The organism is Micromonospora sp. KC606 (assembly GCF_004348675.1).
Lineage (GTDB): Bacteria > Actinomycetota > Actinomycetes > Mycobacteriales > Micromonosporaceae > Micromonospora.
The window spans coordinates 63,563-83,826 of sequence record NZ_SMKN01000003.1 but is presented as its reverse complement, the minus strand read 5'-3'; the positions used below and the strand labels follow the sequence as shown (position 1 = coordinate 83,826).

Annotated in this window: 16 protein-coding genes and 2 pseudogenes; 2 read left to right on the top strand and 16 right to left on the bottom strand. The window is 69.1% G+C overall.

The genetic code is table 11. The annotated features are described in order from the left end of the window. Positions 1 to 53 precede the first annotated feature (53 nt). From ileS to E1193_RS01840, 3 genes are all read right to left on the bottom strand, one after another. Positions 54 to 3,179 carry an isoleucine--tRNA ligase gene (gene ileS / locus E1193_RS01855; RefSeq protein WP_132179547.1) on the bottom strand — a complete coding sequence of 1,042 codons (3,126 nt, stop codon included), beginning with the start codon at positions 3,177 to 3,179 and terminating at the stop codon, positions 54 to 56. Positions 3,180 to 3,854: 675 nt separating this feature from the next. After that, positions 3,855 to 4,811: a helix-turn-helix domain-containing protein gene (locus E1193_RS01845; protein ID WP_132179545.1), complete on the bottom strand. Its 957-nt coding sequence runs from the start codon at positions 4,809 to 4,811 to the stop codon at positions 3,855 to 3,857. 125 nt (positions 4,812 to 4,936) lie between these two features. Further along, entirely contained in the window at positions 4,937 to 6,769 is a 1,833-nt protein-coding gene (locus E1193_RS01840; protein ID WP_132179543.1) for a carbohydrate binding domain-containing protein, read from the bottom strand. A gap of 221 nt (positions 6,770 to 6,990) precedes the next feature. Here E1193_RS01840 and E1193_RS01835 point away from each other — a divergent pair, with 221 nt between their 5' ends. Continuing rightward, a complete protein-coding gene (locus E1193_RS01835; RefSeq protein WP_132179541.1) occupies positions 6,991 to 7,272 on the top strand; it encodes a hypothetical protein in 282 nt (93 codons plus the stop codon). Positions 7,273 to 7,816: 544 nt separating this feature from the next. Here the strand turns inward: E1193_RS01835 and E1193_RS01830 are convergent. The 4 genes from E1193_RS01830 to E1193_RS01815 are packed head-to-tail and all read right to left on the bottom strand — an operon-like array spanning position 7,817 to position 11,703. Beyond that, positions 7,817 to 8,428, bottom strand: a complete 612-nt coding sequence (locus tag E1193_RS01830) for an ATP/GTP-binding protein (RefSeq protein ID WP_132179539.1) — start codon at positions 8,426 to 8,428, stop codon at positions 7,817 to 7,819. Continuing rightward, positions 8,409 to 8,801, bottom strand: coding sequence for a DUF742 domain-containing protein (locus tag E1193_RS01825; protein WP_132179537.1), 393 nt, complete (start codon positions 8,799 to 8,801; stop codon positions 8,409 to 8,411). Before E1193_RS01825 ends, E1193_RS01830 begins: the two co-directional genes overlap by 20 nt. Beyond that, entirely contained in the window at positions 8,798 to 9,229 is a 432-nt protein-coding gene (locus tag E1193_RS01820; protein ID WP_207922506.1) for a roadblock/LC7 domain-containing protein, read from the bottom strand. Before E1193_RS01820 ends, E1193_RS01825 begins: the two co-directional genes overlap by 4 nt. A gap of 56 nt (positions 9,230 to 9,285) precedes the next feature. Then, complete coding sequence (locus tag E1193_RS01815) at positions 9,286 to 11,703, bottom strand: nitrate- and nitrite sensing domain-containing protein (RefSeq protein ID WP_132179535.1); 2,418 nt, start codon at positions 11,701 to 11,703, stop codon at positions 9,286 to 9,288. 245 nt (positions 11,704 to 11,948) lie between these two features. Here E1193_RS01815 and E1193_RS01810 point away from each other — a divergent pair. Beyond that, positions 11,949 to 12,122: pseudogene (locus tag E1193_RS01810) on the top strand (IS5/IS1182 family transposase); the annotation flags it as partial. Here E1193_RS01810 and E1193_RS01805 read toward each other — a convergent pair. The 9 genes and pseudogenes from E1193_RS01805 to E1193_RS01765 form a co-directional block, all read right to left on the bottom strand. Further along, positions 12,119 to 13,759, bottom strand: a complete 1,641-nt coding sequence (locus E1193_RS01805; RefSeq protein ID WP_132179533.1) for a prenyltransferase/squalene oxidase repeat-containing protein — start codon at positions 13,757 to 13,759, stop codon at positions 12,119 to 12,121. The pseudogene E1193_RS01810 and the gene E1193_RS01805 sit on opposite strands and share 4 nt — an antisense overlap. Before the next feature lie 14 nt (positions 13,760 to 13,773). After that, positions 13,774 to 14,667, bottom strand: a complete 894-nt coding sequence (locus tag E1193_RS01800; RefSeq protein WP_243707218.1) for a terpene synthase family protein — start codon at positions 14,665 to 14,667, stop codon at positions 13,774 to 13,776. 20 nt (positions 14,668 to 14,687) lie between these two features. Next, on the bottom strand, positions 14,688 to 16,070 hold the full coding sequence (locus E1193_RS01795; RefSeq protein WP_243707217.1) for a cytochrome P450: 1,383 nt from the start codon (positions 16,068 to 16,070) through the stop codon (positions 14,688 to 14,690). A 444-nt stretch (positions 16,071 to 16,514) separates the two neighbouring features. Continuing rightward, entirely contained in the window at positions 16,515 to 16,994 is a 480-nt protein-coding gene (locus tag E1193_RS01790; protein ID WP_132179529.1) for an SRPBCC family protein, read from the bottom strand. Beyond that, on the bottom strand, positions 16,991 to 17,353 hold the full coding sequence (locus E1193_RS01785) for a metalloregulator ArsR/SmtB family transcription factor (protein ID WP_132179527.1): 363 nt from the start codon (positions 17,351 to 17,353) through the stop codon (positions 16,991 to 16,993). Before E1193_RS01785 ends, E1193_RS01790 begins: the two co-directional genes overlap by 4 nt. Positions 17,354 to 17,526: 173 nt before the next feature. Next, positions 17,527 to 17,793, bottom strand: a pseudogene (locus E1193_RS32785) (IS1380 family transposase); the annotation flags it as partial. Between the two features lie 74 nt (positions 17,794 to 17,867). Then, positions 17,868 to 18,068, bottom strand: a complete 201-nt coding sequence (locus tag E1193_RS01775; protein WP_132179525.1) for a hypothetical protein — start codon at positions 18,066 to 18,068, stop codon at positions 17,868 to 17,870. A gap of 243 nt (positions 18,069 to 18,311) precedes the next feature. Further along, entirely contained in the window at positions 18,312 to 19,646 is a 1,335-nt protein-coding gene (locus tag E1193_RS01770; protein WP_132179523.1) for an anthranilate synthase component I family protein, read from the bottom strand. Beyond that, on the bottom strand, positions 19,643 to 20,263 hold the full coding sequence (locus E1193_RS01765; protein WP_132179521.1) for an aminodeoxychorismate/anthranilate synthase component II: 621 nt from the start codon (positions 20,261 to 20,263) through the stop codon (positions 19,643 to 19,645). The genes E1193_RS01770 and E1193_RS01765 overlap by 4 nt, the downstream gene beginning before the upstream one ends. Between the last annotated feature and the right edge of the window lies 1 nt (position 20,264).

The following is a 20,264-nucleotide window of genomic DNA, read 5'->3' as shown; positions in this document are numbered from 1 at the left end:
ATTTTGTGGGGCGGGTGCCGCGGACGCCCTGGCGTCCGCGGCACCGCGACACCTCAGGCCCGGCGGAGCCAGAAGGTCAGCCCGAGCGACGGGTCGGTGAACGGCTCGGCGTCCGGCCAGGACGGCTCGCCCGCGGCGCAGTCCGTGGCGAGCACCTCCTCCGCGACGAGATCACGGTGCTCGGTCAGCGCGAGCGCCGTTTCCTCCCGCGTCGCCCGGTACCGCAGCACGATCCGGTCGGTCACCTCCAGCCCGCTGGACTTGCGGGCCTCCTGGATCTGCCGGATCGCGTCCCGCGCCGTACCGGCCCGGCGCAGTTCCGGGGTGAGGTGCAGGTCAAGCGCCACGGTCGCCCCGGCGTCCGAGGCCACCGCCCAACCCTCACGCGGCGTCTCGATGATCACGACCTCGTCCGGGCCGAGGCTCACGAGGTCGTCCCCGACCGGGACGGTCGCCGAGCCCGTCTCCCGCAGCGAGGCGCTGAGCGAGACCGCGTCCGCCGCGGCGATGGCCGCGGCGACCTGCTGCACGGTCTTGCCGAACCGCCTGCCCAGGGTGCGGAAGTTCGCCTTGGCGGTCGTGTCCAGCAGCGACGTGCCCGCCGTGCCGACGGCGGTGACCGAGCCGACGTTCAGCTCCGCCGCGATCTCGGCCCGCAGGTCCGGGGTGAGCTCGTCGAAGTTCGCCACCGAAGCCAGCGCGCGGGCCAGCGGCTGACGCACCTTGATGCCGGACTCGGCGCGTGCGACACGGCCCAGCTCGACGAGCCGCCGGGCCAGTGCCATCTGGCGCGACAGCGCGGGGTCGATCAGTGACGGGTTGGCGACCGGGTACTCCGCGAGGTGCACCGACGAGGTGGCGTCCCGAGTCACCGCCACGACCAGGTCCTGCCAGATCCGCTCGGCGACGAACGGGGTGAGCGGCGCCAGCAGCAGGGTCAGCGTGGTGAGCGCCTCGTGAAGGGTCGCGAGCGCCGCCGGGTCCCCCCGCCAGAAGCGTCGCCTGCTGCGCCGGACGTACCAGTTGGAGAGGTCGTCGATGAAGGTCGACAACAGCCGACCCGCCTGGTGCGTGTCGAAGTTCGCCATGGCGGCGTCGACCTCGCGTACGAGGATGTTCAGCTCGGAGAGCAGCCACCGGTCGAGCACCGGGCGGTCCGCGGGCGCCGGATCGGCCGCCGACGGGGACCATCCGGCGGTACGGCCGTACAGCGCCTGGAAGGCGGCCGTGTTCCAGTACGTCAGGAGGACCTTCCGGACGACTTCCTGCAGGGCCGTGTGCCCCACCCGGCGGGCCGACCACGGCGAGCCCACCGCCGCCATGAACCAGCGGACGGCGTCCGCGCCGTGCCGTTCCATGAGCGGGATCGGCTCCAGGATGTTGCCCAGGTGCTTGGACATCTTCCGGCCGTCCTCGGCGAGGATGTGGCCGAGGCAGACCACCGTCTCGTACGGCGACCGGTCGAAGACCAGCGTGCCGACCGCCATCAGCGTGTAGAACCACCCGCGGGTCTGGTCGATGGCCTCGGAGATGAACTGCGCCGGATAGCGCTGGGCGAACAGGTCGGCGTTCCGGTAGGGGTAGCCGAACTGCGCGAAGGGCATCGAGCCGGAGTCGTACCAGGCGTCGATCACCTCCGGCACCCGCCGCGCCGTCCCGCCGCAGTCCGGGCAGGCGAAGGTGACCTCGTCGATGTACGGCCGGTGCGGATCCAGGCCGGACTGGTCCGTCCCGGTCAGCTCACCGAGTTCGGCGAGCGAGCCGACGCACGTAAGGTGCTCCTCGGGGCACTGCCAGATCGGCAGCGGGGTGCCCCAGTATCGCCGCCGGGACAGCGCCCAGTCGACGTTGTTGTTCAACCAGTCGCCGTACCGGCCGTGCTTCACGGTGGCCGGGTGCCACGTGGTGCGCTCGTTCTCGGCCAGCAGCCTGTCCCGGATCTCGGTCGTCCGGATGTACCAGGAGGGCTGGGCGTAGTAGATCAGCGCGGTGTGGCACCGCCAGCAGTGCGGGTAGCTGTGCTCGTACGGCTCGTCCTTGAACAGCAGTCCGCGGGCCTTGAGGTCCTCGACCAGCGGCCGGTCCGCCGCCTTGAAGAACAACCCGCCGATCAGCGGCAGTTCGGGCTCGAAGCGGCCGTCCGGTTGCACCGGGTTGACCATGGGCAGTCCGTACACCCGGCTGCTGGCGAGGTCCTCCGCGCCGAAGGCCGGTGCCTGGTGGACCAGACCGGTGCCGCTGTCCGTGGTCACGTACGACGCGAGGATCACCATGTGCGCGTCGGGGATCTCCAGGAGGGAGAACGGAGGCCGGTAGTTCCAGCGCTCCAGCTCCTTGCCCCGGAACGACTCCCCGGTGAGATCCCACCCGTCCCCGAGCGCGGCGGCGAAGAGCGGCTCCGCGACCACTAGCCGCTCGTTGCCGTCGGTCGCGACGACGTACCGGACGTCCGGGTGTACGGCGACCGCGACGTTCGACGGCAGCGTCCATGGCGTCGTCGTCCAGACCAGCAGCGACGTGTTGCCGGCCAGCGGACCCGAGGTCAGGGGGAACCGGACGTAGACCGAGGGGTCCACGACGGTCTCGTAACCCTGGGCGAGTTCGTGGTCGGACAGGCCCGTCTCGTCCCGCGGGCACCATGGCGCGACGCGGAAATCCTGGACGAGCAGGCCCTTGTCGTAGATCTGTTTCAGCGACCACCAGACGGACTCGATGTACTCGGAATCCATGGTCCGGTAGGCGTCGTGCATGTCGACCCAGTAGCCCATCCGTTCGGTGAGCTCGGCGAAGGCGTCGGTGTGCCGGGTGACCGACTCGCGGCAGCGGGCGTTGAACTCGGCGATGCCGAACTTCTCGATGTCCTGCTTGCCAGAGAAACCCAGCTCCCGCTCGACGGCCAGCTCGACCGGCAGCCCGTGGCAGTCCCAGCCCGCCTTTCGGGCGACGTGGAACCCCTTCATGGTCTTGTAGCGAGGGAAGATGTCCTTGAAGACCCGGGCCTCGATGTGGTGGGCGCCCGGCATGCCGTTGGCGGTGGGCGGCCCCTCGTAGAACACCCACTCGGGCTGGCCCTGCGACTGCTCGAGGCTGCGGGCGAAGACGTCGTTCGCGCGCCAGAAGTTGAGGATCTCGTGGTCGATAGCGGGAAGGTCGACCTGGGTCGGGACGCTGCGGTACATGACTCCTCCGTCGGATGCGTGCTCGTGCTCCGGCGGAGGGACGAGGCCGGCCGGCCCCGCGGTACCACCCTCCTTGGCCGCATGCGGCCCTCTCGTTGGTCGTACGGTCGGTTCTACTCGGCCGAGGCCTTTCCTCCGACGGCTCCGGGGTGATCTTCCCGCCGTGCACGCCCCCGGGCTTCCACCGTCCCCGGGTCGCTCCTGGCTGCGTTCGGCGGTACTCGTCCCCTTCAACGCCGCACACAACGATAGCGGATCAACGGGGCGCACCGGCGACGCGGAGGCGGCCGGGCGAGCCGGGCCGGCCGACCGGTGCCGCCGGTCTCGGGTCGGGTCGTGCTTCGACAACGCCGTCGCCGAGGCCACCCTTTTTCACCATCAAGGTCGAGGACGTCCACCGCCGTCAGTTCCGCACCCGCGCCGAGGCCCGAGTCAAGATCGCCCCCTGGATGACCGACTTCTGCAACCACCGCCGCCGGCACTCCGTCTGCGACGAGCGCTCGCCTATCGACTACAAACGATCAACGGCGCAGGCCATGGAGGCCGAAGCCGCAGAACGGAACCCTCCACGCTTCCAGGGAATTGACATCGGTCAGCGGCCCGGTTAGTGACCTCGCCGGCGAGCCCATTCTGGTTAATGGCCTCCAGTGACTGTGCGAGAGATTGCGAGCCCGGTCAGGGCACCGGGCTGGTGAAGGTGAAGATCTGCTCGGGGTTGTCGGTGCGGCACGGCTGCTGGACGGCGTAGCGGGGCGGCGTCCCGGCGGCACCCGGGCTGGGGATGGTCATGCAGAGCCCGCTGTGCACAAGTTCCAGCCGGTAACCGGCGACGGGTTCGGTGACGGGATGCAGGCGGAACTGTTCGGCTACCCCGCGCTGGCCGCAGTAGCTGTCGGCCAGCAGCGCGCCGGGCGACGGGTTGGCCTCCTCGACGCCGGTGCAACCCGCGCCGAATTTCGGGTGGTCGGTCTCGATCTGGTACGTGCCGTCCGGTAGCCGGCGCAGGGACATGTCGGGATGGCTGGTGGCACAGTTGGCGAGCGTCAGGTGACCGGTATCCGAGCCGGCCACCTCGGACAGGCACAGGTCGGTGACGGTCGACCGGATGCGGTTGCCGCCGTTCAAGGGAGCCGGGTGCGACTCCGCTGCCGAGGGGCGCTCTCCGCTGTTGACCGCCCAGCCAACCAGACCGGCCGGGACGGCGAGCATCGCGAGGGCGAGCACGGGGACGAGGCGCCGGCGGCTGGCCCCGGCCCGCCCAGCGGCCATCGTCCGGGCCGGGAGTGGCGTGGCGGTGCCGCCGCCTTCGCCGGCATCCACCGACCCGACGCGGCCCTCGTTGGTTGCCGGTGGCTCTGGTCCGTCGGCGAGGGCCGACGACTCAGTTCCGGCGGCGAGGGCCCTGCGCACCGCCAGCCACTCCTGCACGGTCGCCTCGTCCTGCCCACAGGCGCGGACGAAACTGGCGACCAGTTCCTCCCGGGGCAGGCTGGTGCGACTCAGCGCGGAGGCGACGGTGCTCGCCGGCAGGAAGTCGCCGGACTCGCGGGCCCGGGCAGCGAGCTGCCGGTAGGTGAGCCCGGACCACCGGCGCAGGCGCCGGAGCCCGGTCACGAACTCCTCGACTGTCATCAGGGCATGCGGTTGTGGCGGCTCCCCAATGGTAAGCACGGGATCACCCTACGCGACGGCCGCCGACTATGGACAGAGCGCCCGGCCACCGCGCCCGAGGACGAGCGCGGTGGCCGGGCCCCGCGCTAGCCGCGCAGGTGGTTGGCGTACACGTGGGCGCCGACGGCGAGCCCGGCGGTGATCCCGGCGTCCGCGTCGAACTGGAAGTGGACCCCGAGGTAGATCCGACTGCGGGCATTCTCCCGCGCCGCCTGGGTGAAGCTGCCGAACGACCGCCGCACCCCGGCCGCGTTGGGATCGTCCGTCGTGCCGGTGAACGGGATCGCGTCGGTCCCGAAGTAGGAGCGCAACACACCCGCCCAGGCGCCGGCGAAGGTGGCGTGCCCGGAGGCGTACGCCGGGAAGGCCGGAGAGAACGACTGTCCGGCGCGGTCCTGAGACAGGGGCCGCCAGGACGGGTCCGGTTGGGTACCGGGCCGACCGTCGGTGTCCGCGTGGTGGATCGCCGACTCCGGTCGCCACAGGTCGATCGGGGTGGCGTACTTGCTTCCCCAGGCGACGATCGCCGCGTCGGCCAGGGCCAGCGAGACCAGACCGAACAGGCGGGCGTTCTGCAGAACGGTCAGGTTCCGCTGCTCGGCGACGATCCTGGTGTGCGCCAGGAGCTGGCCCGGCGGCTTGTACGTGCCGGCGATGTCGTTGGCCCAGAAGAAGGCGATCTGCGTCTGCTCGGCGGTCCGGGTGCTGCCCGTGCGACCGCCGAGCAGCCGGACCTCCGTCACCTGGTCCTCGTATAGCTGGCTGCCGAGCAGCGCGGCGTAGCTGCCGAACCCACCCGGCAGGCCGGGGCGGAACTGGGCCGGCGAGGTCAGCGTGAACGGGGTCACCCGCCCCCAGTTCGGCGTGACGGCCGCTCCGGAGCCGGTCGGCCGCCACGAGCCCGGCACCCCGTCGGGCACGTACGGGCTCCCGTCGGCGGAACCGTCGGCGCGGCGGGCGTCCACGTTGCCGGCGGCCGCCTGGCTGCCGACCGCTCTGCCCCGCTCGACCTCGTCGGCGTTCAGCCCGGACGGCAGCCGGTCGGTGGCCGTGGCCAGTGCGGAGCCGAACGACCGGCCGGTGAACAGGGCACGGAGGCTGTCGTGGGCCGCCTGGTTGATCGCGGCCTCCAGCGAGGGCGCCACCACGTCCTCCAGGGTGCCGGGATAGTGGACCGGCACCCGCATCCGATAGGGCTGCCCGGTGCCGGTGACCGAGACGGCCGCGTCGTGCATCGCGGTGTGCATGATCGCGGCGATCCGGCTCAGCGAGGTGGGCGGCTCGTCGACCGCCCGGAAGGTGTCCAGCAGCACGCCGTTCCAGAACAGCACCGGGTCGGCCGCCGGGTTCGGCGCCAACGGCACCAGCGAGACGTTGTCCACGCGGACCGTCGAGGCCGGGCTCGCGCCCAGGTGGAGCAGCAGCACCGCCTTCGGGTCGCCGAACGGCGCGGTGAACTCGAAGCTGAACCGGCGCGTCGTCCCCGTCAGCTCCACGGTGCGGTCGAAGGCCGAGGTGTACGGCGAGTCGACGCGGGACACCGTGACCCGCATCGGTCGGTTGAGGTTGGCGGAGGCGTCGAACGCCACGCGGTAGGAGCGGCCGGCGGTGATCCCGAAATCGAAGTGGCCGACCACGTCGTCCCAGACCCGGGTGGCCCGCCCTGCGGTCCGGATCTGGAGCTGCCCGTCGACGACCGACGTCTGGGTTTCGGCCAGCCGGGTCCACCATGGTTCGGTGATCCCGTTGCCGAACGTTCCGTTCTTGATCAGTTCAGTGCCCGGGGGCGGCTCCACGGTGGCTGCGGTGGCCGGAGGCGCGACGAGGGCACCCGCCAGGGTGAGGATGAGCGCGAGCAACCCGGTCAGGGCGTGCCGGGTGGCCCGGCGCACGGGTCTTGCGCTGGTGGGATGGGGCATGGCCGTACCTCTCGGTGACGGGATGGGGGAAACGCCCTGCCGGCGGTGTCACCAACCCGGGCGAGGCCGGAGCGAAACCGCCAGCCGTCCATACCGGACGGTGCCTGGCGCAGCGTCAACGTAGGCGTCAGAAGAGGCCGCTGAACTGCTCGGAGGCGTTCGGAACAGTTCGAGACAGCGCAGCCGCCCACCGCCGACGGCCCGAGGTCGAGGATCGTCGGGTGCTCGGTCCAGTGCGCTGGGTCGCCGCCGGTGGCCGGAAGTCGGTACGGCTTTGGGGTCCGGTTACACGACGCCGGCTCGGCGAGCTGACCGGGCACACCGGCATGGTGTGGGCGGTGGCGATCGCTCCGGACGACCGGTGGATCGCGGTCGGTGGCGACGACGGCTCGGTGCGGACGGACGCCTGGAAGGTCGCCAAGTGGGCCGGACGAGCGGCGGGTGTGCCGCTACGACCGACCCGGCGCCGGGGACAGTCCGGAGCCGCAGCGACGGCCGCGTGACGCCGGGCAACTCGACCGGGAACTCGACAGGTGATTTGCCGCGCGGACCCGGATCGGCCGGTGGTGCTCGGAAGGCACTCCTTCGGCAGCTATCCGGTCCTCAGCTACACCGGTCGGCACCGGCAAGAGGGTGGCCGGATCGTGTTGCTCGACGGCGTGGACCCGCGCCTCGGTCTGTTGACCGCGGTGGGAAGGCCATCCTGGTCGAAGGTCGTGATGGCCAAGGAACACCTGGACCTACCGGTCGTGCAGGAGCAGACCTTGTCGGCCTTACAGGGCGCGAGGAACGCCTTCACCGACGTGCCACTGGTGGTGCTCCGGCGTGACAGGGGTGTAACGCCGGCCTGCCTTGACCGCCCAGCAACGACTGGCCGACCTGTCCAGAAAGGGAAGACTGGTGACGGCGACCGACAGCGGCCACGAGGTGCCCAGCGACAACCCCGGTGCCGTCGTGGACGCGATCAACCAGATATCCGGTGCGTGACGTTGCGCCACATCCCGGCCGCGACTGCGCTCACGGTGTTGAAAGGTGCGGCCGAGACCGCTACTGGACCGGCTCGGGTCTGCGGTTCCGGCTGGGCTGCCTCCTCGCGTGCTCGAGCAGTGCAATCAGCACCTCTTTGCTCGACTGCCGTTGACGGGCGTCGCAAAGCATCACCGGAACGTTCGGATCCAGGTCGAGGGCGGCCCTGACCTCGACGATGTCGTAGCGGCGGGCGCCCTCGAAGCTGTTCACCGCCACGATGAACGGTGTGCCGTGCCGCTCGAAGTAGTCGACGGACGGGAAGCAGTCGGCCAGCCGGCGGGTGTCGGCGAGCACGATCGCGCCCAGCGCGCCGAGCGCCAACTCGTCCCAGACGAACCAGAACCGGTCCTGCCCGGGAGTGCCGAACAGGTAGAGCACCAGATCGTCACTGATGGTGATCCTGCCGAAGTCCATCGCCACGGTCGTGGTGGTCTTCTGCTCCACGCCGGCGATGTCGTCGACCGGAACGCCCTTCTCGGAGAGCACTTCCTCCGTACGCAGCGGTTTGGTCTCGCTCACCGCGCCGACCATGGTGGTCTTGCCCACCCCAAACCCGCCGGCGATCAGGATTTTGGTGGCGGTCGGTACGCGAGGCCCGACCACCGGCCCGTCAGAGCGCTCGAAGTCCATTGATCACTGCCTTAAAGATGCTGTCGTCGGGAAGATCAGTCGGCGGTCGGGGCTCGCGGACCTGGACGAGTTGCCGGTCGAGCAGGTCACCGAGAAGCACCCGCACGGTGCCGATGGGAAGGTTGAGGTACGCCGCGACCTCTGCCACGGACAGCGGACGTCGACACAAGCTGACTACTTTGTGCTGCTCAGGTCCTATACCAACGTCGTATTCAGCTGGCGATCGGACGGTAACCACGAGCGAGATCAGGTCGAGCAGACTGCCCTTGGTAGGCCGGGTTCGCCCACGCGTCAGCGCGTACGGCCGAACGATCGGGCCGGCTTCGTCGTCGACCCACAGCTCCTGCGCGGATTCGTCGGGGGGAAGGGTCATCGGCGCGCCAAACTCTCCTCAAACGGCTGATCGCTGTTTCGCGCCGGCGACGCCAGATACTTGCCCGCCCGGGTGACGAGCATGGCCATCTCATAGGCGATGAGACCCACGTCAGCGTCGCCGGAGGCCAGCACCGCGAGACATGCGCCGCGGCCGGCTGCGGTGACGAACAGGAACCGGTCCGCCATCTCGATGATGGTCTGCCGGACGGGGCCACCTTGGAATCGCTCCGCCCCTCCTCTGGCAAGACTCTGAATACCAGCCGCCATGGCCGCCAGATGGTCTCCGTCGTCGCGGCTCAGCCCTCGTGAGGCGGCGAGCACCAAGCCGTCCACGGAGAGGACGACCGCATTCTCCGCCTGCCTGACGCGCCCGACCAGATCGTCCAGCAACCAGGCCAGGTCAGCGCTTGCGGCTTCTCTGTGCACCACGTTGTCCTCTTTCTGTCCGGCCAACGGCCGGGAGTGTGATCTCGCAGCTCGGGTCAGGTACGGGGCTGCTCATCCGCCGCCGGCACGTCGTTCGGGCGACCGCCGGGGTCGCCTGCCTGGCCGGGCTCGTCATCGAGCAGGCGCGCGGCGTCGGTGCGGCCGCGTTGGGTACCGCTCTGGTAGGAGCTCATCATCTTGCGCACTTCCTCCGGCGCTCGGGGCGTGTCCCCGTCGTCTGCGACTTCACCGGCACGGGGGTCTGCGGAATCCCGCAACTGTTGCGCGAGGCTTGCCTGGCGCACCCGCATCGGCAGCCCGCCCGGGGTGAATGAGGCATCCGGTGACGGGGCTGCCGCGGCGGTAGGGGGGCGAGCACCGGTGACGGTCGAGGTTGGCTCAGACTCGACCGACGACGACAGGTCCTTCCACGCTCGGCCACTCCGCTGCCGGGCAGGCGCGGGTGGATCAGCGAGGCTGATCGCGCTGGCAGGCTTCGCGCTGGTGCCGGCTTGTGTATCACCGTCACCGCGGCCGGCCGCGGCCGGCGCTCGCCGGCCCGCCCGAGAAGCGGCTGCAAGCTCGTTGTCGGGGACTTCGCTCACGAGTTCAGCGGGGATAAGCACGACGGCGGTCGTACCGCCGTACGGTGATTCCTTCAGCTGCACGCGGATCCCGTGCCGCTGAGAAAGGCTGCTCACCACGAACAGGCCCAGTTGAGAGACGTTGGCCAGGTTGAACTCTTTCTGGCTGTTGATCTGCGCGTTGGCGGCGGCGAGATCCTCCTGGCTCATGCCGAGACCGCGATCCTCGATCTCGATCACATAGCCGCTACCGACCAGCTGCCCCTTCACAGTGACCCGCGTGTGCGGTGGCGAGAACGACAGGGCGTTCTCGATCAGTTCCGCCAGCAGGTGGATCACATCGCTGACGGATCGGCCGGCCAGCCTGACGGAGCCGATGTGCAGCACGTCGACCCGCCGGTAATCCTCAACTTCCTGAACGGCGCCACGCACGGCGTCGATCATGGGCACGTTCTTTCGCCACGCGCGGCCGGGCGTCGATCCTGACAACACGATCAGGTTCTCCGCGTTGCGCCGCATCCGGGTCGCGAGGTGGTCGACCCCGTACAGACCCTCGAGCGTGTCCGGGTCTTCCTCCTGCCGCTGCATGTCGTCGAGCAGCGTCACCTGCCGGTGCACGAGTGCCTGGGTGCGTCGGGCGAGGTTGAGGAAGACCTCCCGCACGTTGCGCCGTAGTTCGGCCTGCTCCACTGCGGTCCGGATGGCGGTCTCCTGGACGCGGTTGAACGCTTGGCCCACCTGGCCGATCTCATCGTCGCCGAAGTCCAGTGGTGGGGCTTCTGCAGAGACGTCCACCTGCTCGCCTGCGCGAAGCCGGGCGACCACGCCGGGCAGTCGCTCGTCGGCGAGCTGGTGGGCGGCATCGCGAAGCCGCTGCAGCTGGGCCACCAGGGCGCGGGCGGTCGTGATCGACAGCAGGATCGAGGCGATGACGGCGATCGCGCCAAGGCCTGCCGCGAGGGTCAGTCGGACAATGACCCAGATGGCCACACCCGTGGCGTCACTCACGATTCCGCTGCCGCCGGCCGTCACCACGCCTTGCAGATCGGCCTGAGCCTCGTCCACCGCCGTGCGCCACTGGGCGGCCTCGACTGGCACGACCGACCGGGTGCCGCCGGCCCGGGCGATCCTGTCTTCGAGCGACCGGAGCCGGCTGAAGGCCTCGCTGGCGAGCATCTGCTCGTATCGGGCGCGATCGTCGGGAGACAGCTTGATCGCAGTCTCGGAACCCGAGTATCGCTGGTAACCCACGAGCTGCGCGAACTGGACCTGCTCGACGGCGGTGATCCGGCCGCTGGCGAGAACGCCGCTCATGAGCGCGTCCTCCTGCGAAATCACCTCCGACATCCTGTTCAGGCCGATGAGCGCTTCGGCGTATCCCGCGATCTCCTTGTCATCGAGGCTCGCGGTGGCGTGGTAGACACCGAAGATCGAGTCGATCGAGCCAGCGAATGCAGCCGCCGCGCTCGTGCGGTCGATGGTGCGCTCGTCGACGGACTTTCTGAGAGTGGCGAGGGCGTCCAGGCTGGCGTAGGTGGCGTCGAGTTGGCTGGCCAGCCTGGCGCTGCCAGCGAGATCCGCCTGCCAGCTCTGTGCGGACTCCTTGAAGGTCGTCGCGAGATGCTCGGTCTCTTGCCGCTGCGTGCCCAGGGCCGTGCGCGCCCGGCTGTCGCCTGGGCTACCCAGGTAGGCCAGGGTAAGTCGCCGCTCGACCTGCAATGCCGTCAGCAGGGGTGCGCTCGGCTCGTACACCTTGCTGTTCAGCGTATTGACCCAGAGCAGGTTAACGCCCTCCCGGAGGGTCACCCAAGCCGCGAACGCCCACAGGGCAGTGAGCGACGCCAACACCGCGACCACTTTGGTGCGTAGATTGGTACTGCGAGAACGCATTACACCGTCCAGTCGGCCCTGGCATAAAGCCTTGGTGAATTGTGGTACCTGGGCGCGTCCAAGGTTTTCGGCGCGCGACAACGGGGCACGCTAGCAGTGTCCGAAGCGTCCCTTCAAGCGTCGCTGATCACTGAGCCTTTTCCAAGCCGATCTTGCAGCCCGGCGCGGGTGCGGCGAGCCCGGGGATCGATGAGGGCGAGGCTGCAGGTAAGACAGCAGTCGACCGAGCTCCGATGCCCCGACCGCGCCGGCAGAAGACGGTCAACCGAGCACACGCGAAAATCCGTGTGCGTGGCGCACGAGCCATCGCCACCCTCAAGACCCGGAAGCTCCTGGACAAGTTGCGCTGCTGCCCACGCCGCGCCACCCCGATCGTGCAGGCCGTCCTCGTCCTGCAACACGTCGAAGCGAACCGCTAGGCAGGATGGAAAGAGCTCAGTGCCCTGGCAACTGCCTGTCGTGGCTTGGGTGCGGTCGTGGCGACTGTCGATGCGGGCAAGTCCGGCCGCTGCCAGGCGAGGTGGAGCGCGGCGAGCACCGCGGCGCGGACGATCGCCGCGGGGTGGTAGAGCTCTTTGCCATACCACAGGGGAGGACCGGGTCTCTGGCCCGCCGCGCTGCACAGGTACGTGTAGCCGCGGCTCGCGGCCGCGCCAACTCCAGCGGCCTCAGGACGTGCGGTCAGGAGCACGTGCAGCGCGTACGCGGTCTCCTCGGCGGTGCCGTCCCACAGCCCCCACGAGCCGTCGGACCTCTGGGTGGACAGGACCCAGTTGACGGCCCGCGCCACCGCCTCGACCGCCAGGGGCCTGCGGCCGAAGTCGTTGAGCGCCATGGTGCAGCACATGGTGGCGTAGTACGGCGAGGCGTGCCATCGGTCGCGCCACTGTCCGTCGGGCATCTGGTGCTCTCGTAGCGTCACCGTCAGCCGATCTATGGTCGCCACGTACCGTGGTGCAGGCTCGGGGTTGCTGTGCACGTACTGACCGAAGGCGTCCAGGACGTGCGCGTTGGTGGTGACCGAAAAGCCATCCTCCCCCGGCCATGTGCAGAACCCGTTCGCGGTCTCGTACGCCCACAAACCTCTGGGCTCCATGGGCTGGCCGAGCTGCCCGAGCGCATACAGCGCCACCGAAGTGGTGTCCGCGTCGGCGGGAAGCCCTGCCCCGCTGGGAGTGCCCCTCGGGTTCATCGCAGCGCTCAGCCTCGCCACAACGCCTGCGGGCACCGCTACCCGCATGCCGGCCCGCGCCAGTCCGCTTATGACCCATGCCGCCTCGAAAACGGTGATGGGAAGCGGACACGGCACCGACCCACCCCGGGCGACGCGCGCTAGGTAAGCCACGGCCGGGTCGGTGGGGGTGAGCGCATCATGGCTGGCGATCCAGGCGGCGGTTGCCGCCGGCGAGGCGCCGACCGTCCCGGGCCCCACCGGGCGGATGCCGGCGGCACGTCGGGCCGCAGGGCCGAGGACCTCCAGGAAATGCAGCAGCTTTTCCGGTAGCTTGGCTCCGGCCGCCAACGCGTGTCGGACCTTGAGGAGGCGGGTTTCGTTTATCCCCGCCGGCAGACCCAGCCGCGCACCCTGCCAAGGTCCGAGGCAGGGTGCTGCCGCATGGGCGAGGTGCTGATTGATCGCTGCCACCAGTGACGGCACGATGAGGTCCGCTCCCGGGGTGTCCGGCACCAGCAGATCTGCGCGTAGCCAGGTGGTGAGCGTCTGCAGGCCGCGGGTGGCCGCATCGGCCAGCCGGGCTACCTCGTGATCCCGTTGCGCCGCTGTTCCCGATTGAAGGGTCGCCAGCAGCGCCTCGGTGGCGCTCAAGGTCGGAACCAGCGCGTAACCCTGCGGCGGGCCCCACCCTCCGTCCGCCCGCTGGGCCCCTAACAAGTAGGTGATGCGCTCGGCATGCCCGTCGAGCCACGGTGCCAGTGCCACGAGCCGGGCAGTCTCGTACACCGATGGGGCAACGTGACCCTCCGGCTCTGCTTCCAGGCTGGCGATCAGGTCAGCTACGCCGGCGGCGATGTCGCCGTTCGCGGCGTTAGCGGGCATGGCGTTTGGGCTGCTCACAGGCTGCCCCAGAAATCTGACAGCTGGTAGAAGCCACTGGTGAACGCGATCTGGCGTCGAAGGAAAGCAGCCTGCCTGGGGCAGGTGGTTTCCAGCGGTCGGATCAGGTCGTGGCAGCGTTCGATGACCGTTGTGAGCCTGGCGGTCACCTCGGCGGAGTCGCTCACGAGCATGAGCGCGCTCAGGTCTCCCCACTCGACGTCGCGTCGATAGGTGGCTAGGTCGTTGACCAGCCGGATGGCGCGCTGCACCTCGCGGCTCGCGACTCTCAGCTCATCAAGATGGTCGAGGCTGCCCCGATCGCCGAGTTGGGCCCAGTGCGTCACGCTCACCAGCACGCTGGCGAGGTTGTCGGCGTTGGCGAGGTACTCGTCGAGAGTCGGAGCAGCACCTCGCGGGTCCGACGCCTCGTGCGCGGTCTTCCACCTCCACTCCTGGGCCATCGCCGCGAACACGCGGCCGAGTTCGTCTCGCCACACCGGCTGCATGGCCGCGAACGCCGGCACCACAGCCAATTCGTCGCGAATGCCGGCCAGCAACCGCGCCAGGGGATGCTTGTCGTCGGGTGGACTGCCGTCGCCGACTGCGAGGCAGTCGTCGATGATCATCCGCAGGTCATCTTCCGACTTCGCCAGGTAGTCGATCTGCCAGTCCGCCGCGAACACCCACAGCACGGTCCGGGCCGTCACCCGCAGTTGCTCAGCTGTGTACTCGGGTGCGGTGAAGGCCGCCGACATCGCGACGCTGGTGACGAACGCTGGGTCGAACGGCCGGCCAGCAAACAGGTCCTGGTGGTGGGATACGACCTCGTGCAGGTCTCGTCCGAGGCTGACGGCCAACGCGCAGGTCCGTCCCTGCTCAGTCGCGGTCAGTACGTCGCCGACGGCCACCGGTAAGTGCGGGCTAGGCATCAAGAGACCGAGGCGCCGTCGCGCGCCAGCAGAGTGAGCATATTTGGCCGAGGCCGTAGCGAGCCGCCGAGCCGCGGCTTGAGGTTGGCGGGCTGCTCGAGCCGGAACCGGTACCGGCTCAGCAGAGTGGCGATGATGATCGGCGCTTCAAGCAGGAAGAGGTGCTGCCCGATGCACTGGTGCGGGCCACCCCCGAACGGGAAGTAGCTGTAGCGGTGCTGCCGACGCGGTTGATCGGGGGAGAACCGCTCCGGGTCGAAGGCGTCAGGGCGGTCCCAGAACGTCTTCATTCGCTGGGTCGCGTACGGACTGACCAGGATGGTTGCTCCGGACTCGATTCGGACGCCGCCCAGGACTTGCTCCCCGACGGCTGTGCGCGGGATGTTCCAGCCTGCTGGCCAGAGGCGCAGCATTTCGTCCAGGACCATGCGTGTGTAGCGCATCTGCGGGATGTGCGCTCGCTGCACCGGTCCGCGCCCGACGACCTCGTCGATCTCCGCGTACAGCCGATCGGCGACATGAGAGTGCGTCTCAAGGACCGGCCACAGCCAGGACAGGACGCCGACGGTGGTCTCAGTTGCCGTGGCGAACATGGCGACTACGTCGCTGCGGATCTGGGCTTCGCTCGCCTGCGATCCATTGGCCCTTGGGCGGCAGAGTGTCGCGATGATGTCGTCGCCGTCGCCCGGGTTCGCGCGTTCCCTCTGGATGATCGGTAGGACCAGGGCGTCGATGCTCTCTACGGCCTTGCGGAAGGCGCGGTCGCCTGGCAGGGGAATCCAGTCGGGCACGCCTGGGGCGAGCAGGCGAGACACCATCGTGCGTGTGATCGTGCCGAGGTGCCCGAAGATGTGCAGCGCGTCGGACACAGGGATCTTCTCGCCGAAGAGCACCCGGGTGGTCGCCTGGCACACGATGCGCGACATCAACGTCATAGTGTCGACGGCCTGGCCCGTTCGGGCCGGCTCATCCAGCGCGTCGACCGCCTCGACGATGGCGACCGCCATCCGGTCGACCAGCACCTCGACGCGCTGTTTGGTGAACAACGGTTGTAGGGTGTCCCGGCTGGACTCCCACAACTCTCCCTCGGTTACGAGGATCGCGTCACCGACTGCTCGGCGAACGGTCCGCCAGAGCATGCTGTCGCCGTCGCGGATGTAGTAGGTCCTGTCCCGCAGGATCTGCTGCAGGTGCTCGGGATGGGTGACCAGGTATGGGCGGAAGGTTCCGAGGTTGAGCCGGACGACCTCGCCGCCGGATTCGTCTCCGAAGTGGACGAGCGCCGACAGCGGGTCACGGACCAGACGCGGTAGAGCGTCGCGAAGGGGGATGGTCTTGGCGGGGCCAGCAGCGACGCGCGCCTCAGGCATGAACACCTCCACGAACTGTTGTCCCCGAGACGTCTGGCCAGGAGCTCTGCGAGGCAGGGCCGGGATCATCATCGCACGCGCCCTAGCGCAACTCTAGGTCTGTCCCTGATAGACGCTAAGTGGACAGCTGACCGTGTGGTTGCGGGTGCAGACAGGGGTTGCAAGCGCGCCCGGGGCCCTCGACCTCGGTGCGGTGGCCTTCCTACCCCCTGCTTCAGGTTGGGCTATCCGTCTGCGGGTAGGAACTGGACCGTTGCCCAGCAGCCGTGACCCTCAGTGGGGAATTCGCGCGCTCTCTGTCGCGCTGCTCGCCCGGCGGCCGGCCAGGCTTGCGTGGATGGGTCCAGTCGCGGCGCAGTAGCCGCCGGTGCCACCTTCCAAGCCCTGGAAAGTCGTCCCACCAAGCACCCACAACCATTTACGCGGTCGTTAGCGAGGGTCGTTTGGCATGTGTCTCTATCGCTGCGCTTCGAAGTGCTTCTTCATCGCCGGGTAGTAGTCGTCGAAGTCCGGCGCCGGCTGGCCGTCGCGTGAGGCTACCAGCGCGTCCAGGTAGTACTCCCAGCCCGGTCCGACCTCGCCGACGCCCTCCGTGCCGGTCAGGTGCTGCGTGAACCGCAGCTCGGTCACGCCCGCACACTCGATCAGCACCATGTCCAGGTGCCAGCTGCCGTGCTCGTCCACGGCGGAAACCGCCAGCCGGCGCGGCGGCTCGCACGCGTTGATCGTCATGTCCATCCAGGGCTTGCCCTCCTCGTGCGCCATCTGGACCTTGATCGTGCGTCCCGGCGCCGCGTCGCCCTGCCACGGGCCGAACCAGCGTGCCGTGCGCGCCGGATCGGTGAGGCTCGCCCAGACGTCAGTCATGGGAGCGCGGAACGTGCGGGTCAGCACGAGGTCGTCGCCGAACAGTCGGCCGGTGGGTGTCGGGCTCATGCGGTCTCCTTCTGGGATGGGTGCCGCCCGGCGGCCGTGTGCCGCTCGCGGCGGGTGCGGTAGACCTCGGTCTCCAGCGCGTCGAGGCGGTGCTGCCAGCCGGACGGGCGCATCAACCGTTCCAGCCATCCGGCCAGCTCGTCGAGCGGGGCGGTGACCAGTGTGTAGACGCGCCGGCGTCCGTCGGCGGTGTCGCGCACCAGGCCGGCCTCGCGCAAGACGCGTAGGTGGCGGCTGACGGCTGGCCGGCTGATCACGAACCGGTCGGCGATCTGCCCGGCCGTGAGTGGTTGGTCACGCAGCATCAGCAGGATTTCCCGCCGCACCGGATCGGCGATCGCGCCCACCACCTCGTCCACGCCAAAAGCGTAACCAACGAGTTACGCTTTTGGCAACGCCGCATCCTGATGCGCAGCTCCCAGATCCATGATCAGATGCGCTGACCTGGCCGCTGGGAGGCGCTGTTGTCGGGGTCTTGGCGCTTTCGGTGGGATGGTGTCTCAGCCGATTGTCGGCGTGGCGTCGGTTGTGTGGAGGATGGCGCCTGCAGCTGCCGGACATGGCCGTGGGTGAACGTCCGCAGGAACGACCCCAGCGTCGAGGGTGTGTACACGCTGTCGAACAGGATCGGCAGACCGCCGTGGCGCAGCACGTCCAGGTCGTCGATCGAGTCGGCGCCGGTCACCATGCCCGCGACGATCGTGGCGACCTTTCCCGACGCGTTGGACCCTTTGTCCGTCGGCACACGCACCCGGTCGGCGACGACCCCGTACAGGTCGCACCGCTGAGCGAGGGCCATGACCGGCGCCAGCCCGGCACAAGACACCAGATCCGGATCATCAAACGATGCGCGCAGTGCTCCGGAGGTTGCGGTCAGCGCCGCCGGTCCCCTCGCCGCGTTACGTACCGCGTGAACGCGAAACGCCACGGGATGACGGCGAGGATGAGCACGGCCAGGGAGCAGGAGACCGCGACCTCCCGCGTCGCGGCGTCCATCGCACCGCCCTGCGGCACCGCGACCAGGGCGAGCCAGATCGGCTTCCACGCCGACTCGAACAGCAGGACCGGCACCATAGCCACGGGATACCGCAGCCCCAGCAGCGATACCGGCGACAGCGCACGCGGTGGTGGCCTTGGCGAGCCCAAGAGCGAACTCACCCTCGTGCCACCGGAGGATCTCGGTCCCCGAATGGTTGTCGAGGTCGTCGCGCCAACGCGAGCACGTCTCCTACCTCGCCGAACGCGGACCAGTTCGGTGCCGAGGAACGTCATCGCCTCGTCCGGGATGGCGAAATGCCGTCGGATGATCTCGGGACCTCAGTCCCGAAGTTCCGCCGGCTGGACCCGCCGGTCGCCCTTTCCGCCGTGGACCTCCACCGAAGGTTCGAAGACGTTCAGGAGCCGTTCGGCCTTCCACGTCGCCTCGGCGTACTCTTCGCGGACCTCCGACTGCACCGTGATCCCGCCACCGGTGCCAAGTTGCCAGATGCCGTTCCCGGCTGAGGTGAGGCTGCGGATGACCACGGCGAGGTCGGCGCGGCCGTCGCCAGAGATCCAGCCGAAGGCGCCGGAGTAGGCGCCGCGTGGTGTGGACTCGACGTCCCGGATCACCTCCATGGTGCGCAGCTTCGGGGCGCCTGTCATGGAACCGGCCGGGAACAGTGCGCGAATCGCGCCCACGGTCGTGACGTTGTCCCGGAGTCGGCCGCGCACCGTGGACACGAGCTGGTGCACCGACGAGTACGACTCGACGCCCATCAGCACGGGGACCTCGACGCTGCCAGGCTCGCTGACCATGCCGACGTCGTTGCGCAGGAGGTCCACGATCATCAGGTTCTCGGCCCGGAACTTGGCGTCCATGACCAGGTGGCGTCTCGAGGCCTCGTCCTCGTCCGGCGTGGCGCCCCGCGGCGTCGTTCCCTTGATGGGGCGCGTCTCGATGATTCGATCGCGGTCCACGGTGGCGTAACGCTCCGGAGAGGAGCTGAGCAACCAACGCCCGCTGTGCTGAAGGAATCCCGCATAGGGTGCTGGGTTGAGCCTTCGCAGCCGGAGGTAGGCGGTGACAGGGTCGAGGTCAGACGTCACCGTCAGTCGATGGGTGAGATTCACCTCGTAGCTGTTGCCGGCATGCAGATGCATCTGCACCGCCTTGAATGCCGCGGCGTAGTCTTCGGGGACGACGGGCGGCAGGACCGTCGTGGGCGGGGTGATCCTCGCCGCGATGTCACCACGCGCAGAGTCGTGGGCAATGACCTGGACATTTCGGGTGCGCATCCACACGGCATCCGGCATGCCCCCGTCCGTGTCCACGCTGGCGGGAAGGTCCGCCCGGCTGGCATAGCCGAAATAGCCGACCCAGAACACGTCCGCGGTGTCGTCGATCATCTCGGACTCGAGGACCTCGAAGATGTCGCTGCCCACCACCGTCGACCGTCCGCAGAAGTGGCGGGTGACTTCGCGACGCGATGCGGAGTAAGTCAGCGACACGTCGTCGTCGGCGAGCCACCCGAGGATCGAGCGGTTTCCGGACCACGGGCGCGAGGCGCCACCGTCCAGCCAGAAGCACCGGTCATGGGCCGCTGCGACGGCCGGGAACTGGGTCACGAGGCCGACGTCGCGGGCGCAGGCTGGTGCGGCCGGGGCGATCATGCCCGACCCCTTGGCTCGGCCGCGAGAAAGTTGCTGATCAGTTGCGCGCCGAATTCACTGAGCACGGAGTCGGGGTGGAACTGCACGCCGTGCAGCGGCAGGTTCCGGTGCTGGACCCCCATCACCACCTCCCCGGCGACGGCGTCGTGGCAGGTGGCGGTGACGACGAGGTCCTCGGGGACAAGGGTCGGTGCCAGCGAGTGATAGCGGACCCCGGCAAAGCAGGAGGGGAGTCCGGCGAAGAGACCCGTGTTGCCGTGTCGGATCCGGCAGACCTGACCATGAGCCGGGGCGATCCGCTCGACTACTCCGCCGTACGTCGTGACCAGTCCCTGCATACCCAGGCAGATACCGAGGACCGGCACTTTTCGAGACCGTAACACTGCGCCGCCCAGGCCGAAGTCCGCCGGGTTGCCCGGGTGGCCAGGACCGGGCGACAGGACGACGTGATCGAACGACAGTACCTCCGCGAGGTTCGTCCGGTCGTGTTGCACCACCTCGGGCAGGACTCCCGTCACTGACGCGACCAGGTGCGCGACGTTCCACGTGTAGGAGTCGTAGTGGTCAACCACCACGACGCGTGGCGCACACGTGCGGGAAGAAGTGCGTCGGCTCATC

Bases quoted from the DNA above. Each gene is read 5' to 3' on its own strand.
- ileS (WP_132179547.1), bottom strand. From the start codon at position 3,179: ATGTACCGCAGCGTCCCGACCCAGGTCGACCTTCCCGCTATCGACCAC.
- E1193_RS01845 (WP_132179545.1), bottom strand. From the start codon at position 4,811: ATGACAGTCGAGGAGTTCGTGACCGGGCTCCGGCGCCTGCGCCGGTGG.
- E1193_RS01840 (WP_132179543.1), bottom strand. From the start codon at position 6,769: ATGCCCCATCCCACCAGCGCAAGACCCGTGCGCCGGGCCACCCGGCAC.
- E1193_RS01830 (WP_132179539.1), bottom strand. From the start codon at position 8,428: ATGGACTTCGAGCGCTCTGACGGGCCGGTGGTCGGGCCTCGCGTACCG.
- E1193_RS01825 (WP_132179537.1), bottom strand. From the start codon at position 8,801: ATGACCCTTCCCCCCGACGAATCCGCGCAGGAGCTGTGGGTCGACGAC.
- E1193_RS01815 (WP_132179535.1), bottom strand. From the start codon at position 11,703: ATGCGTTCTCGCAGTACCAATCTACGCACCAAAGTGGTCGCGGTGTTG.
- E1193_RS01805 (WP_132179533.1), bottom strand. From the start codon at position 13,759: ATGCCCGCTAACGCCGCGAACGGCGACATCGCCGCCGGCGTAGCTGAC.
- E1193_RS01790 (WP_132179529.1), bottom strand. From the start codon at position 16,994: ATGAGCCCGACACCCACCGGCCGACTGTTCGGCGACGACCTCGTGCTG.
- E1193_RS01775 (WP_132179525.1), bottom strand. From the start codon at position 18,068: ATGGTGCCGGTCCTGCTGTTCGAGTCGGCGTGGAAGCCGATCTGGCTC.
- E1193_RS01770 (WP_132179523.1), bottom strand. From the start codon at position 19,646: ATGATCGCCCCGGCCGCACCAGCCTGCGCCCGCGACGTCGGCCTCGTG.
- E1193_RS01765 (WP_132179521.1), bottom strand. From the start codon at position 20,263: ATGAGCCGACGCACTTCTTCCCGCACGTGTGCGCCACGCGTCGTGGTG.